We start from the raw sequence: 13,574 nt of genomic DNA on the forward strand, positions 1-13,574 counted from the left end.
AGACTGCAGAAGTTATTCATCGGTTCCCCAGGGCTACCCGTGGTTGCCAAGGGCTCTCTGCGGATTAGTGCCGCAGCACGCGGCCTCGTGGTCCAGAAGCATCTGCTTCGCGGCTGCGCCTCCGCGATAGGAACCCACACCGCCGCCAGCCGGTACGACGCGGTGACACGGCACCACAATAGGAAGCGGGTTGGTGGCACAGGCGCTCCCCGCGGCACGTGCGGCCTGCGCGCTACCGGCGGCGGTGGCAAGAGTCGAATAGGTCCAACGTTCCCCGAATGGGATATCGCGCAGAGCACGCTGCGCCCGATCCCGGAAGGTGCGCGGGGACTCAGGCACGGCGAGAAGCAGCTCAAAATCCCTCCGCGTGCCGGCAAAATACTCGGCAATTTGTTGAGAGGCGTCGACAAGCACCGCGCCCGCAGAGCCAGGTTCGGTGACATCCGTGAGGCGTTGCATGCTTCTAAGATCCGGAGATTCGCCGTCGAAATACACATGAGATAAACCTCGCGCAGATCCCACGAGGGTGAGGCAACCTAGAGGCGTGTTCGTAGTGGTCCACGTAAGCATGCTGGGTGGGGAGTCCTTTCGGAGGGAGGTGGCTATCCAGGGTAGTCTATGAACCATGAATAGACCCGCCGTACGCGATGCCGCGCTCCTCATCTTCCGCGCGGTGCTGGGAGTAATCTTCGTGGCGCACGGCGTGGACAAGATGTTCTTTAGCGGGATGGACGAAATTACCGGGCAGTTCTCCGCCATGGGGGTCCCACAGCCGCAGACCTCGGCATACTTGGCTGCCTTCGCGGAAATGCTGGGCGGGGCGGCCCTGGTGGTAGGCCTTCTCACGACCTTTGTTGCGGGGGCTTTAGCGCTGCTCATGGCGTGCGCATTGTATTTCGTGCACATCGGTAACGGTCTCTTCGCGGCCGATGGCGGCATCGAGTACCCGCTGGTTCTCATCGTGTCATTGCTCATGATCGTGGTCTTCGGTTCCGGCCGGGCGAGCGTGGATGGAGTGCTGAGCCGTGCTGACGCATGAGCAAGTGCAGGCAGCGATTTCCGCGCAGTTAGACGGGGAAGCCCCGCAGCTGTCGCCTGACGTCATCGAGGCACACGTTTCCAGCTGCCCAGACTGTGCGGCCTTCCGGGACAAGGCAGCGGCTCTATCCCGGTCGTTGAGCCTTGTGGAACCGGATGGAGCACCGCCGCAGGATCTATCCGAGGTAATCCTCGCTGGCGTGGAGCCAGAATGGCAGCGAGCTTCGAGCACCCGGCAGGCTTCGCTGTCGTTGGCGCGAGTAGCCCTCGGTGTGCTGTCCGTGGCATTTCTTGTGTGGGCGATTGTGGTCGTCGTCAGCGCTTCGGGTTTGACCACCCTGGAGAGCGAAGGGACCCTTGCAGAAGGCGCTGACCCGGAGCGCGCGCGCCTGTTGATCGAGGCCGCAGCACTGCGCTTCGGCCTTGCCAGCGGTTTGGGTTTTGCTGCATGGCGCCCTGCCTCAGCGCCCGGATTGCTGCCGGTGGCGTGCACAATGTTCGCGTTCCTGTGCGGCTTTACCATGCGCGATTTTGCCCTGGGTAGCGTCGCCGCGGGGCAGCTTTATATCCTCATCGGCACCGGGCTCGCCACCGCCTGCCTGGGCTGGGCTTGGGCGGCGGACCGGGGGTTCCTGCTGCGGGACGTTTATCGGACGCTATCTGCTAGCCCGCGTTAGGTCCACGACGGCAGCCACATGATGGAGTTGTACCAAGAATCCGGGATCATGTAGCCGTAGAGGATCGGGGAGAAGTAGGCAAACATCGCTACAACGAGTGCGGCGTAGCACACCGTGATGAAGGTGCCCAGCGGCATCGCGGAACCGAAGAGCCTTGCGAGCCAGTGCCATTCCAGTTTGCGGCCGCGCCCGATCATTTGGCCCAAGGCCAACGCGATGAGCACGATGATGAACGGGATAAACGCCGTGGCATAAAAGAAGTACATCTGGCGGTCGAAGACCGCTAGCCAGGGTAGGAAACCCGCCGCGGCGCCCACGAGCGGGATGAGGAAGGCGCGGTTGCGGCGCACGAGCAAGGACCACAGTCCCCACAGCACCGCTGGAATGACCAGCCACCAAATGGCCGGGGTGCCAAACAGGTACAGCATCTTGCGGCAGGATCCGCCGTCGCCACAGGAAATGTCGGTGGAGGAGTAGTAGAGGATGGGGCGTGCGGCCACCAGCCAGGCCCACGGCTTGGAATCCCAGGGGTGGCTGTGGCCGCCTGAAGTGGTCAAGGAGGCGTGGAATTCCAGCACGGAGGAGTGGTAGTAGAACCAGCCGGCGAGCGGCTCGGGGAGGTTGAGTAGCCAGGACCCTTCTTCGATAGTGCCGTCAACCTTGGCGTGGTGGTAGACGGCGGTTTCATCGGCGAACCAAGCGCGCCATGACCACGCGTAGAGCGCTACAGGAACCGCGACGATGGAGGCGAGGGCCGCGGGCGTATCGCGTACCAGCGTGCCCACGATGTAGCGGCGCACGCCATAAAGACGGCGCAGCGCGAGGTCCGAGAAGACGCTCATGAGGCCGAAGAACATGATGTAGTACAGGCCTGACCACTTCACAGAAAGTGTTAGCCCCAGGAAGACTCCGGCCGCAAAGCGCCACCACCGGAAACCAAAACGAGGACCGAAGTCGGAATCACCCATGGTGCCCGAAAGGAAAGCGGCGTGGAGGCGCTCGCGCATCTGCTGGTGGTCGCGCGCCAAGGCCCACGCGGCGGCAACGACGAAGAAGACTTGGAAGATGTCCAGCATGCCAAACTTGGAGGCCACGAGAAGCACACCATCGCACACTGCGAGCAGACCAGCCAGGAATCCAACCTGCCATGAACCAGACAATCGGCGAGCCAGCGCCATAGTCAGCAGGACCGTGCCCACGCCAAAGAGCGCGGCCATGCAGCGCCATCCCAATGGGGTGTAGCCGAAGAGGGCCTCCGAAATCGCAACAATCTGCTTGGCCAGCGGCGGGTGGACGACAAGGCCATAGCCCGGATTGGACTCGATACCGCCGATAAAAAGGTTATGCCAGCTGGTAACCATGTCCCAGGCCTGCGGCACGTAGTGCTTCTCATCGAAGACGGGCGTGCCTTCGGAGACCGGGGAGGTCAGGCCAATGAAGCGCGTGAGAAAAGCCAGCGCCGCGATGATCGCGGTGCTGATCGTGTCAGCCGTTGTCCAGACATAGGGCCGGGGAGCAGGAGGCGCTGGCCGGGTATGGGCGCCGCTTGCGAGAGAAGGACGCGGGCGCTTGATGCGGCCAGATCGATCGGTAGGGGTTGCGATACTCACTCGGATGAGTCTAGCGTGCGTGTGCCATGCTGGGGAGTATGAGTCTTCAGCTTGAACCCTTGCCGCGTGGGGTCATCCTTGCCGCCACGCCGCTGGGAAACCCCGGTGACGCTTCAGCCCGCTTGATGCAAGCTTTGGGTCACGCAGATGTCATTGCCGCGGAAGATACCCGTCGCGTTCGCAATCTGGCCCAGGCATTAGGGGTGGAGATCCGCGGCAGGGTGGTGTCCAATTTCGACCACAACGAAGAGGAGCGTTCGCGTGCTCTCGTCGCCGCCGCCCGGACCGGGACAGTGCTCGTGGTGTCCGACGCCGGTATGCCCCTGGTGTCTGATCCTGGGCACTCCATCGTCACCGCAGCAGTGGAGGCAGACGTGCCCGTGACCTGCTTCCCAGGACCCTCGGCGGTGCCGACGGCTCTTGCGCTGTCTGGTCTGGGGGTGGGGCATTTTCTCTTCGATGCCTTCCCGCCGCGCAAGCCTGGGCCGCGCAAGGCGTGGCTGGAGTCCTTGGTGGGGGAGCAGCGCGCGATTGCGTTCTTCGAGTCCCCGCACCGTTTGGCGCAGACGCTTGGCGACGCCTCCGCGATCCTCGGCGCCGACCGTCGCGCCGCTGTGTGCCGGGAGCTGACGAAGACCTACGAGGAGATTAAGCGAGGCTGCCTAGGCGAGCTCGCGGAGTGGGCTGAAGAGAATGCGCGGGGCGAAATCACCGTAGTAATCGAGGGCGGTGAGGCCGCACCCGTGTCGATGGAGACCCTCGTTGAGCAGGTCCGGGCAGAAGTAGAGCGGGGTGTGCGTGCCAAGGATGCGTGCAAGAAGGCGGCGGCGGGAACGGCATGGTCCAACCGTGAGCTCTATGACGCTTACCTTGCTGCGCGCGGCTGAGCACCACCTCAGGTTTCTGGTGATGACCGTCTCTTTTCGGGCAATCGTTATGGCATCGTTATTCGCATAAAGGTTGAGGGAGCCTGGGCGGTAGCCGGAGGCAGAGACGGATTGTATGGACACGCTGCACAGTTGGCGCACAGAATGGTGCTGAAGGGTGTGCACTGTGTGGAGAAGTGCATGGAGGAAATTGCCCGCCTTCCGAGCGCTGCGGCTGTGAAATAAGCCCGCTGTGCAGCTTTTTTATGAGCGCTATGGTTTGACTAGTTGATGGGACAGCACCATGGTTTGAAGGTATGACAGACTCGACCAATACAGACAATGTGAAGGACACGGGGGTGTCTTCGGCCGCCTCCCAAGAACAAAGCTCGCCGGCCGCGTCGGATGATTACCGCACTGTCGACGAGCGCCTAGAGGCGACGTCAGCTACGAGCCAGCTTCAGGACATGCTCACCAATAAGGAGTTTGACCCTTCGGCTGCAGCTTTGCCCGTAGAAGCAGAAGAGGACGACAAGTTTGGGCCCGGTGGCATCGACTCACCGATTGATTGGAGCATCGTCGGTATCGCGGGCCTCCTCATCGCTGCCTTCGTGGCATGGGGACTGGTCGCGCCGGAGAGCTTCGGTTCATTCTCCAGCAACGCTCTCAACTTTGTGGTGACAAACTTTGGCTGGGCTTATGTGCTCTTCGGCACCATCTTCGTTATCTTTGTCATCTGCATCGCGGCCTCTAAGTTCGGCACTATTCGTTTGGGCAAGATCAACGAAGAGCCGGAATTCTCCACGGTCTCGTGGATTGCGATGATGTTCGCGGCTGGCATGGGCATCGGCCTGATGTTCTACGGTGCTTCCGAGCCGCTCAACTATTTTAAGAACGGAGTTCCCGGCCATGGTGAGCACGAGGTAGGAACCTCAATGGCCACGGCCATGTTCCACTGGACTCTCCACCCGTGGGCGGTATATGCCATCGTCGGCCTCGCCATCGCTTATTCCACCTTCCGTATCGGCCGTAAGCAGCTATTGAGCCAGACCTTTGTGCCGCTCATCGGCCAGCGTGCTGCCGATGGCGCCGTGGGCAAGATCATTGATATCTTGGCCATCTTCGCCACTGTCTTCGGTACTGCCTGCTCGTTGGGCCTAGGCGCTATGCAGATCCAAGCGGGGCTGGAAGCGTCCGGGATTATTGAGAACCCCACGCAGAGCGTCGTGATTGGCATCGTTGTGGTACTGACTTTGGCCTTTATCTTGTCGGCCATGTCTGGTGTGGGCAAAGGTATTCAGTACCTCTCTAACACCAACATGGTCCTGGCAGCCCTGCTGGCCATCTTCGTGTTCATCTTTGGCCCGACGGTGTCGATTCTGAACCAGATTCCGGGTTCCATCGGTAACTACCTGGCGAACTTCACCGAGATGATCGCTCGTACCGCTGAGTCCGACAATGGAACCGCCGGCGAATGGCTGTCGACGTGGACAATCTTCTACTGGGCGTGGTGGGTTTCCTGGTCGCCGTTTGTTGGTATGTTCCTTGCGCGCATTTCCCGCGGCCGTTCCGTCCGCGAATTCTGCATTGGTGTGCTCTTGGTTCCAGCCGGCGTCTCCACCGTATGGTTTGCCATCTTTGGTGGTACCGCTATCCACATGGAGCAAAACGGCAACTCCATCTCTGGCGACTCTGCCGAGCAAGAACTGTTCAACCTCCTGCAGAACTTGCCTGGTGGTTTCGTTGCGGGCATCGTTGCCGCCCTGCTGCTGGCCACGTTCTTCATCACGTCGGCCGACTCGGCGTCGACAGTCATGGGCTCGATGTCCCAGTCTGGCGCCACCACCGCCAAGCCGTGGCTATCTGCAGCATGGGGCGTGTTGACCGCAGCCGTCGGTCTGACGTTGTTGCTGTCGAGCGAGGATTCCCTGTCGAACCTGCAGAACGTCACCATCGTGGCAGCTCTGCCATTCCTCTTCATCCTTGTCGGACTGATGTTCGCTATCTTCAAGGACTTGCGCAATGACGTGATTTACCGCGAGTACCGCGAATCCCAGGCCTTCCAGCGCAAGATGGCGCGTGAGCGTCGCCTGCACCGCGAATTCCAGCGCGAACAGGCCTTCAAGGCCCGCCGTCGCCAGCACAGCCACAAGAACTAGTTCTGGCGCGCGAGCTTTTCTCCTCTGCACCCCCTCACTGCATTGCCGGTGAGGGGGTGTTCGATAGAGTAGAGGCCATGACTGAGACAGTTGTCGTTAATGTTGCTTGGCCCTATGCCAACGGACCCCGCCACATCGGACACGTGGCGGGCTTCGGTGTTCCTTCCGACGTGTTCGCCCGGTTCCAGCGAATGCGTGGCAACGACGTCCTCATGGTTTCTGGTACCGATGAACACGGCACCCCGCTGCTGGTTCAGGCGGACAAGGAAGGCGTGACGGTGCGTGAGTTGGCGGATCGCTACAACCGCCAGATCGTCACCGACCTGGCTGGGCTCGGCCTGTCTTATGACCTCTTTACCCGCACCACGACGCGCAACCATTACGCGGTGGTGCAGGAGCTGTTCAAGGGGCTCTACGAGAACGGCTACATGATTAAGGAGACCACCCAGGGCGCGATCTCGCCGTCCACTGGCCGCACTTTGCCGGACCGCTATATTGAGGGCACCTGCCCGCTGTGTGGCGCCGATGGCGCGCGCGGTGACCAGTGCGATAACTGCGGCAACCAGCTCGATCCGGTGGACCTGATTAACCCAGTATCCAAGATCAACGGAGAGACCCCGGAGTTTATTGACACCGAGCACTTCCTGCTGGATCTGCCTGCGGTCAAGGAGGTCCTCGAAGAGTGGTTGAAGACTCGTGAGGATTGGCGCCCCAACGTTCTCAAGTTCTCCCTCAACCTGCTGGAGGACATGCGCCCGCGCACCATGACCCGAGACATCGACTGGGGAATTCCCATTCCAGTCGAGGGCTGGGAGGACAATGGCGCGAAGAAGCTCTATGTGTGGTTCGACGCGGTCATTGGTTACCTGTCTTCTTCCATCGAGTGGGCACACCGCACCGGCAACCCGGATGCGTGGAAGGACTACTGGCAGAACCCGCAGGCGCGCCACTACTACTTCCAGGGCAAGGACAACATCACCTTCCACTCCCAGATCTGGCCGGCGGAGCTCTTGGGCTACGCAGGCAAGGGTTCTAAGGGCGGTGAGCTGCATACCTATGGTGAGCTCAACCTGCCGACGGAAATCGTGTCTTCGGAATACCTGACCATGTCCGGGTCCAAGTTCTCCTCTTCCAAGGGCGTCGTTATCTACGTCAAGGACTTCCTTGAGGAGTTTGGTCCTGACGCGCTGCGCTACTTCATTGCCGTTGCCGGTCCGGAAAACAACGACACCGACTTCACCTGGGATGAGTTCGTGCGCCGCATTAACAACGAGCTCGCCAACGGCTGGGGCAACCTGGTTAACCGCACCGTGTCGATGGCTCACAAGAACTTCGGTGAGGTGCCGGCACCGGCCGCGCTGGAGCAGGCAGATAAGGACATCTTGTCGCTTGCAGAGGAAACCTTTGCCACCGCCGCGGGCTTCCTCGAGCAGTCCAAGTTTAAGCAAGCCATGACCGCCATCATGCACGTCGTGGGTGAGGCCAATGCCTACATCGCTGCTATGGAGCCGTGGAAGCTGGCCAAGGATGAGACCCAACGTGAGCGGCTGGCCACGGTGTTGTGGACCGCGCTGCAGGTGGTCTCCGATTGCAACGTGATGCTGACCCCGTTCCTGCCGTTTACCGCCCAAAAGGTGCACGAGACCCTGGGCCGCGAGGGAGTGTGGGCCGCACAGCCGCGCATCGAGGAAGTGACGGATGACATGCCGGTTGAGCTTGTTGGCGTAAACCTTCCGCCGGAGAATCACCCGTACCCGATCATCACGGGTGACTACTCCGCGCAGCAGGCCGCGTGGAAGCGATTCGACATAACCCCGGGTACCGCGCTGCAGAAGCCGAAGCCGCTGGTAGCTAAGCTTGACCCAGAGCTCGGTGAGACCGGCCCTGAGTGGGCCCCGGTTCAGAAGTAGAAGGGGTGGGTTTGGCGTTTCGGCGCACACTTGCGCCTGTCCTACTCTTCACAGTTGTTTGCCTGACCGCGCTGAACCTGCGCTCCGGTATTGCTTCGGTGGCACCGGTGCTGGGGCAGATCCAAGACTTCTTTGGAATCAGCTCTGGGCAGGCAGGCTTGTTGACCGCACTGCCGGGGCTGTGTTTTGCCGCCATGGGGTTGGCGGCGGTTCCCATCGCGCGCCGCGTGGGCCTAAGCCGAACCCTAGCCGGCGGCACGGTGGCCTTGGTTGCGGGGCTCGGCCTGCGTCCATGGGTCAGTAGCTTTCCGCTTTTCGTAGCGCTTACCCTGTGCGTTGTTGCCGGCATCGCGCTTGCAAATGTGCTGCTTCCTGCATGGATCAAGCAGCATGGGTCGGGCCGCACGTTGGTGGCGCTGATGACCACCTACACCACGATGTTGGGCGTTTCCAGTGCACTCGGCCCATTGTCCGCGGTGACGCAAAGGTCGTGGCAAGGTGCGTTGTGGATTTGGTGCCTGCCCGCCATCGCCCAGCTGGTGGCGTGGATAGTGGTCCTGCCTAAGGCCGGCAAGGACGTCGCCCACGGCACGGTTGATGGCGCGGAAGTGCAACGCCCCATGTTCACCTCACCCACTGCGGTGGCCATGCTCTTTTTCTTCGGATTGCAGTCCACCATGGCCTATGTCCAGATGGGCTGGCTGCCGCGCATGCTGGTAGAAAAAGGCGTGAGTGAGAACACCGCCAGCGTGGCGCTGGCCGTCATCGGAGTCTTCAATATTCTCGGCGGCGTAGTCATGCCGTGGCTCATCTCGCGTCTTAACCGCCTGACTCCCGTTCCCGTGGTGCTTTCTTTGTGCACGTGTGCCGGGTGGAGTGGAGTGCTCGTGGCTGCCGACGCCGCCCCGCTGGCCTGGGCCTCGTTGATGGGGATCGGCGGTATGTGCTTCCCATTGGCGCTTGCTCTGCTCACTGCCCGCACGCGCACCGCGCTCACCACGGCGCGGCTCTCCGGCTTCGTTCAGCCGGGCGGCTACGTCTTGGCGGGCCTCGTACCGCTGTCCGTGGGAGTGGTGCGCGGGGCCACCGGGGATTGGACCGCTGTGCTCATTGGTCTCATGGTGCTCTGTTTCTGCATGCTGGTCGCGGGTCTGCGTGCGACCACTCGGGTCTACATTGACGACGAGCTCGCTGCCTAGCAGGTCCTCGCCAGTTGCGGTAGCTTTTGTGTTACAGCGTTAGTTAGAGTTAACGTCTCGCGTTATTGACGCGTCGCGTTATGGGGGGTATGGTGCGTTTATGATTCAGTCGTTCGCGGATAGGGCCACTGAGCGTCTATGGAATCGAGAGAGGGTGCTCTCGATTGATTCACGTATTCACTCGGTAGCTCTTCGCAAGCTGAGGCAATTGGGCTACGTTCAGAGGCTCGATGAGCTTCGGATTCCTCCAGGAAATAGGCTCGAAGCTTTGAAGGGCGATCGGCGGGGTCAATATAGTATTCGTATCAATGACCAATGGCGGATCTGCTTCCGGTGGACCGCTTTAGGGCCAGAGGAGGTTGAGATCGTTGACTACCACTAACAAGCTCCCCCCAGTACACCCAGGTGAAATCCTTATGGAGGACTTTCTCAAGGACATGGGGATTACCCAACACAAACTCGCTGTTTCGATAGGGGTCCCGCCTCGACGTATTAACGAAATCGTCCACGGAAAGCGGGCTATTACCGCCGATACGGCTCTTCGTTTGGCTAAATATTTTGGAATGTCCCCACAGTTCTGGCTGGGACTGCAGACTCACTACGATTTGGATGTCGCGGAAGACAAAATTCTTGCTGAGTTGGACGATATTGTGCCGCTTCAGGCAGCGTCGGCTTAACTTGTGCGCGGGGAGTGACTGAGCAGCACAGTGTGAGTCTCTTGGGTTGAAACTGCCGTTGTTGCCAAAGTTTCCCGCTTCGCCTCAAGATCTGGCTTGTTCTTTGGCAACAATGGCAGTGCCGTCACTGAGGTGGGGCGTAGGGCAGTGCCGTCACTGGGGTGGGGCGGCAATCAAGCCGCTTTAGGAGCGGTTGAAGTCGCGCTGCAGGTGCACCAGCCCTAGCCGCACGCCGTCCTTGGTGTGGATATTGGGCATGCGGCCGGTTTCCACGAAGCCGAATTTCTTGTGCAGGGCGATGGAGGACTCGTTGGTGTCCACGATGTAGGTGATTATCGTCTCCACGTAGTCATTTTCCTTTGCGTGATCCATGAGCGTGTCCATGAGCTCGCTGCCCACGCCCTTGCCGCGCGCTGATTCCGCGATGTAAATGGAGTCCTCCGCCGTGCCGTAGTAGATGGCTGGGGTGACGAATTGGAAGTAGGCGGCCCAACCGACAATTTCGTCGTCGTCCACGGCGACATAGACCGGATAGTTGTCCTTTTCCATCTGCGCCAGCCACTTCTCGCGGTCCTCTACGGACTCCTGCCATGTGACGAGGTTGGCGGCCGGTTTCGCGGCGGAGGCGGAGTTGTAGATGGCGGCGATTGCGGAGGCGTCGGCAAGCTCTGCGGGACGGACGTGCATGATGTTCCTTAAACCATGAGTTGCAAGTGGGTGAGGTCTATCCAGCGCCCAGCTTTGCGGCTGACTTCTTTTAACGTTCCTACAGTGGCAAAGCCGAACTTCTCATGCAACTTGATGGATGCGGCGTTGTCCGCCACGATGAGTGCCAGCAGCGTATGGACCTGCTCTGCCTTGCGGGCATGCTGAACGACTGCATCAAGCAAGCGCGTGCCTACCCCGCGGCCGTGGGCGGTGGGATCAACGTAGATCGTGGTCTCGTAGCATCCCAGCCACACCTTGGGATCGCGGTAGGGGCGGTAGAGAGCCCAGCCCAAGTACGTGCCGTCGTCAGTGAAAGCCACGAAGCAGGGGCAGCCGTCGCGGCGTAGCTGGTGGAGATACTCGGTGCGCTCTTCCACCGTGGCGGGTTCGCTGCGAAAGATGAAGTGGGTCTCCCGGATGGCCCAATTCAGCGTGGCGGTCATCGCGGGGACGTCGGCGTCCGTCGCTTCACGGATAATCATGCGCGCAAGACTACACTCGCAGCCATGTCTAAGAAGAAGCCACGCCCCACGCCCGTTCCCGCCGAAGGTTTGAGCCAGCTTATCGACGCCCACACGCACCTTGCCTCCTGCCGTGACGATGATTCCGAGCTCGTTGCCCGCGCTCGCGCAGCCGGGGTAGAGCGCATCGTTACCGTGGGTGATGGCTTGGCTGAGGCGGAGAAGGCTTTGGCAGCGGCGCAGGAATTCGACAACGTGTATGCCGCGTGCGCCATTCACCCCACTAAGGCGGCTGAACTTGATGAGGCTGCTCGTTTGCGCTTGAGCGAGATGGCTGCGGATCCGCGCTGCGTGGCCATCGGGGAGACAGGCTTAGATACCTATTGGATTCACCACGAGCCGGAAACCACCGCGCCCCTCGAAGTGCAGGAAGAGGCTCTTCGATGGCACGCGGAATTGGCGGCCAAGGTAGGAAAGACGCTCATGATCCACAACCGTGAGGCCGATGAGGACCTCATGCGTGTGCTGGGGGATTGCCCCGAGCCGCCGACGGTGATGCTGCACTGCTTTTCCTCGCCGCTCGCTGTGGCCAAAGAAGCCCTTGAGCGCGGCTATGTTCTGTCTTTCGCCGGCAACGTTACTTTCAAGCGCAATGAGGAAATGCGCCAGGCCGCTGCCATTGCCCCGGCAGGGCAACTGCTGATTGAAACGGATGCGCCGTACATGACGCCGGAGCCTTTCCGGGGTGCGCGCAACGAGCCTTCCTTGATTGGGCACACGTACCGTTGCGTGGCGCAGGCGCGTGGTCAAGAAGTGGAAGACCTCGCGGCGGAGGTGGCCACGACCTTCGCGCGGGTCTTTGGTGTGTGAGGATTTTCACTTTATCTAAAGGTGCTGCTCAGTGGTGGCGCACGTGTTTGTTGTGACGAGTGTGCTGCTAGTGGCCGCGGCGCGTGAATGCATTTTCTAAGTTACGTTCTGTTACCGTATTGTTATTCAAAGTTAGTCCGGTAGTGATGTCGCCGGCAGGCGCGCGTGGGGCGCGCCGAGACAGGCGTTCAGAATGCGGGTTCCTGCATTGTGAACACGAAGCATCGTGAAGACGAGTAAAGGTTTATGTCCCCGAAGAAGCAGATCAAGCGAATCAACAATTCCCGCTCTTTGCCGCTGCGCATGGCTACCGGTGGTGTGCTTGGCACCCTAGCCGTGGGCGGCGTCGTTGCCGTCAGCACGCAGAAGGACATCACGCTTGACGTGAACGGCGAGACCACTCAGCTGGCCACTTTCGCCGGTGATGTCAACGCTGCCTTAGAGGCTGCCGGAGTCAACGTTGGGGGAGAAGACGTTGTCTACCCGGCCCTGTCGGAGCAGGTCGCTGACGGTGACTCGATCACCGTTCGCACTGCCAAGCCTGTCGCGGTTACCATCGATGGCGTCGAAAAGCAGCTCTCGTCTACCGATCTCACGGTGTCTGACCTGCTGGGTGGCCTCGATGGAATCGCCCCGGGTGCTGCCATCACTTCCGGTTCCAAGACCGTGGAGGAGGATGAAACGGTGACTGAGGGAATGAACCTTGAAGTGGTGTCCCCGAAGATCGTTAAGCTTACTGACGGCGGTTCCGTTTCCTATGCCAGCGTTGCGGCCAAGACTGTGGGGGACGTGCTTGAGGCTCGTGGAATCACGGTGGGCAAGGATGACCGCGTATCCCCAGCTCTGGATACGCCGGTGAAGGCGGGTACCGCCATTACTGTGGACCGCGTCGAGATCTCCGAAGAGGAAAAGACGGAGGACTTTGACGCGCCGGCTAATTATGTCGATGACCCAGAGCTCGAGGAAGGCACTGAGGAAGTCCGCGAGGAGGGAACCCCCGGTTCGCGCGCCGTGACCCGCAAGATTGTCAAGGTCAACGGCAAGGAAGAATCCAACGAGATTATCAAGGAAGACGTGCGCAGGGAGGCCGTTGCTGCCGTGATTGCGCGCGGAACCAAGCCGAAGTCCACCGCCCCGGCCGTTGCGGATGGCTCCGTGTGGGATTCCATCGCACAGTGTGAGGCAACCGGCAACTGGGCAATCAATACCGGCAATGGTTTCTCCGGTGGCCTGCAGTTCACCCCGTCGACCTGGGCTGCTTTTGGTGGCACCGAGTATGCCCCGGAGGCATGGCAGGCTTCTCGCGAGCAGCAGATCGCTGTGGCAGAGAAGGTTCAAGCCGCGCAGGGCTGGGGTGCATGGCCTGCGTGTACCGCCAAGCTCGGCCTGCGCTAAAGCT

14 protein-coding genes are annotated in these 13,574 nt (G+C 60.8%); 10 read left to right on the top strand and 4 right to left on the bottom strand.

From position 1 onward, the window contains the following. Nucleotides 1–33: 33 nt before the first annotated feature. The gene (locus HMPREF2760_RS11795) at nucleotides 34–663 is read right to left on the bottom strand and encodes a methylated-DNA--[protein]-cysteine S-methyltransferase (protein ID WP_318278302.1); all 630 of its coding nucleotides are present in this window, start codon (nucleotides 661–663) and stop codon (nucleotides 34–36) included. On the opposite strand from HMPREF2760_RS11795, the gene HMPREF2760_RS11800 reads away from it, so the two are divergent. After that, nucleotides 626–1,039, top strand: coding sequence for a DoxX family protein (locus HMPREF2760_RS11800; protein WP_070520761.1), 414 nt, complete (start codon nucleotides 626–628; stop codon nucleotides 1,037–1,039). The genes HMPREF2760_RS11795 and HMPREF2760_RS11800 overlap by 38 nt on opposite strands. Then, nucleotides 1,026–1,715 carry a zf-HC2 domain-containing protein gene (locus tag HMPREF2760_RS11805; protein ID WP_070520764.1) on the top strand — a complete coding sequence of 230 codons (690 nt, stop codon included), beginning with the start codon at nucleotides 1,026–1,028 and terminating at the stop codon, nucleotides 1,713–1,715. Before HMPREF2760_RS11800 ends, HMPREF2760_RS11805 begins: the two co-directional genes overlap by 14 nt. Here the strand turns inward: HMPREF2760_RS11805 and HMPREF2760_RS11810 are convergent. Next, complete coding sequence (locus tag HMPREF2760_RS11810) at nucleotides 1,712–3,325, bottom strand: dolichyl-phosphate-mannose--protein mannosyltransferase (RefSeq protein ID WP_148138861.1); 1,614 nt, start codon at nucleotides 3,323–3,325, stop codon at nucleotides 1,712–1,714. The genes HMPREF2760_RS11805 and HMPREF2760_RS11810 overlap by 4 nt on opposite strands. 38 nt (nucleotides 3,326–3,363) lie before the next feature. Here HMPREF2760_RS11810 and rsmI point away from each other — a divergent pair, with 38 nt between their 5' ends. From rsmI to HMPREF2760_RS11840, 6 genes are all read left to right on the top strand, one after another. After that, on the top strand, nucleotides 3,364–4,212 hold the full coding sequence (gene rsmI / locus HMPREF2760_RS11815) for a 16S rRNA (cytidine(1402)-2'-O)-methyltransferase (RefSeq protein WP_070597491.1): 849 nt from the start codon (nucleotides 3,364–3,366) through the stop codon (nucleotides 4,210–4,212). Between the two features lie 296 nt (nucleotides 4,213–4,508). Further along, nucleotides 4,509–6,350 carry a BCCT family transporter gene (locus HMPREF2760_RS11820; RefSeq protein WP_070597493.1) on the top strand — a complete coding sequence of 614 codons (1,842 nt, stop codon included), beginning with the start codon at nucleotides 4,509–4,511 and terminating at the stop codon, nucleotides 6,348–6,350. A gap of 77 nt (nucleotides 6,351–6,427) precedes the next feature. Further along, the gene (gene metG / locus HMPREF2760_RS11825; RefSeq protein ID WP_070597495.1) at nucleotides 6,428–8,260 is read left to right on the top strand and encodes a methionine--tRNA ligase; all 1,833 of its coding nucleotides are present in this window, start codon (nucleotides 6,428–6,430) and stop codon (nucleotides 8,258–8,260) included. A 5-nt stretch (nucleotides 8,261–8,265) separates the two neighbouring features. After that, nucleotides 8,266–9,459, top strand: coding sequence for an MFS transporter (locus HMPREF2760_RS11830; protein WP_070597497.1), 1,194 nt, complete (start codon nucleotides 8,266–8,268; stop codon nucleotides 9,457–9,459). Nucleotides 9,460–9,559: 100 nt separating this feature from the next. Beyond that, the gene (locus tag HMPREF2760_RS11835; RefSeq protein ID WP_070565735.1) at nucleotides 9,560–9,841 is read left to right on the top strand and encodes a type II toxin-antitoxin system RelE/ParE family toxin; all 282 of its coding nucleotides are present in this window, start codon (nucleotides 9,560–9,562) and stop codon (nucleotides 9,839–9,841) included. A gap of 34 nt (nucleotides 9,842–9,875) precedes the next feature. Next, nucleotides 9,876–10,136: a HigA family addiction module antitoxin gene (locus tag HMPREF2760_RS11840; protein WP_070520778.1), complete on the top strand. Its 261-nt coding sequence runs from the start codon at nucleotides 9,876–9,878 to the stop codon at nucleotides 10,134–10,136. 183 nt (nucleotides 10,137–10,319) lie between these two features. Here the strand turns inward: HMPREF2760_RS11840 and HMPREF2760_RS11845 are convergent, their stop codons facing one another. Beyond that, entirely contained in the window at nucleotides 10,320–10,823 is a 504-nt protein-coding gene (locus HMPREF2760_RS11845) for a GNAT family N-acetyltransferase (RefSeq protein ID WP_070597500.1), read from the bottom strand. Nucleotides 10,824–10,831: 8 nt separating this feature from the next. Continuing rightward, the gene (locus tag HMPREF2760_RS11850; RefSeq protein ID WP_083304530.1) at nucleotides 10,832–11,326 is read right to left on the bottom strand and encodes a GNAT family N-acetyltransferase; all 495 of its coding nucleotides are present in this window, start codon (nucleotides 11,324–11,326) and stop codon (nucleotides 10,832–10,834) included. Nucleotides 11,327–11,350: 24 nt separating this feature from the next. Between HMPREF2760_RS11850 and HMPREF2760_RS11855 the strand changes: the two genes are divergently transcribed. Beyond that, nucleotides 11,351–12,175, top strand: a complete 825-nt coding sequence (locus tag HMPREF2760_RS11855) for a TatD family hydrolase (protein ID WP_070520929.1) — start codon at nucleotides 11,351–11,353, stop codon at nucleotides 12,173–12,175. A 246-nt stretch (nucleotides 12,176–12,421) separates the two neighbouring features. After that, nucleotides 12,422–13,570 (top strand): resuscitation-promoting factor, encoded by a 1,149-nt coding sequence (locus tag HMPREF2760_RS11860; protein WP_070597502.1) that lies wholly within the window; start codon nucleotides 12,422–12,424, stop codon nucleotides 13,568–13,570. Nucleotides 13,571–13,574 lie beyond the last annotated feature (4 nt).

The sequence above is a fragment of the Corynebacterium sp. HMSC065D07 genome (assembly GCF_001810695.1).
Taxonomy (GTDB): Bacteria; Actinomycetota; Actinomycetes; order Mycobacteriales; family Mycobacteriaceae; genus Corynebacterium; species Corynebacterium hesseae.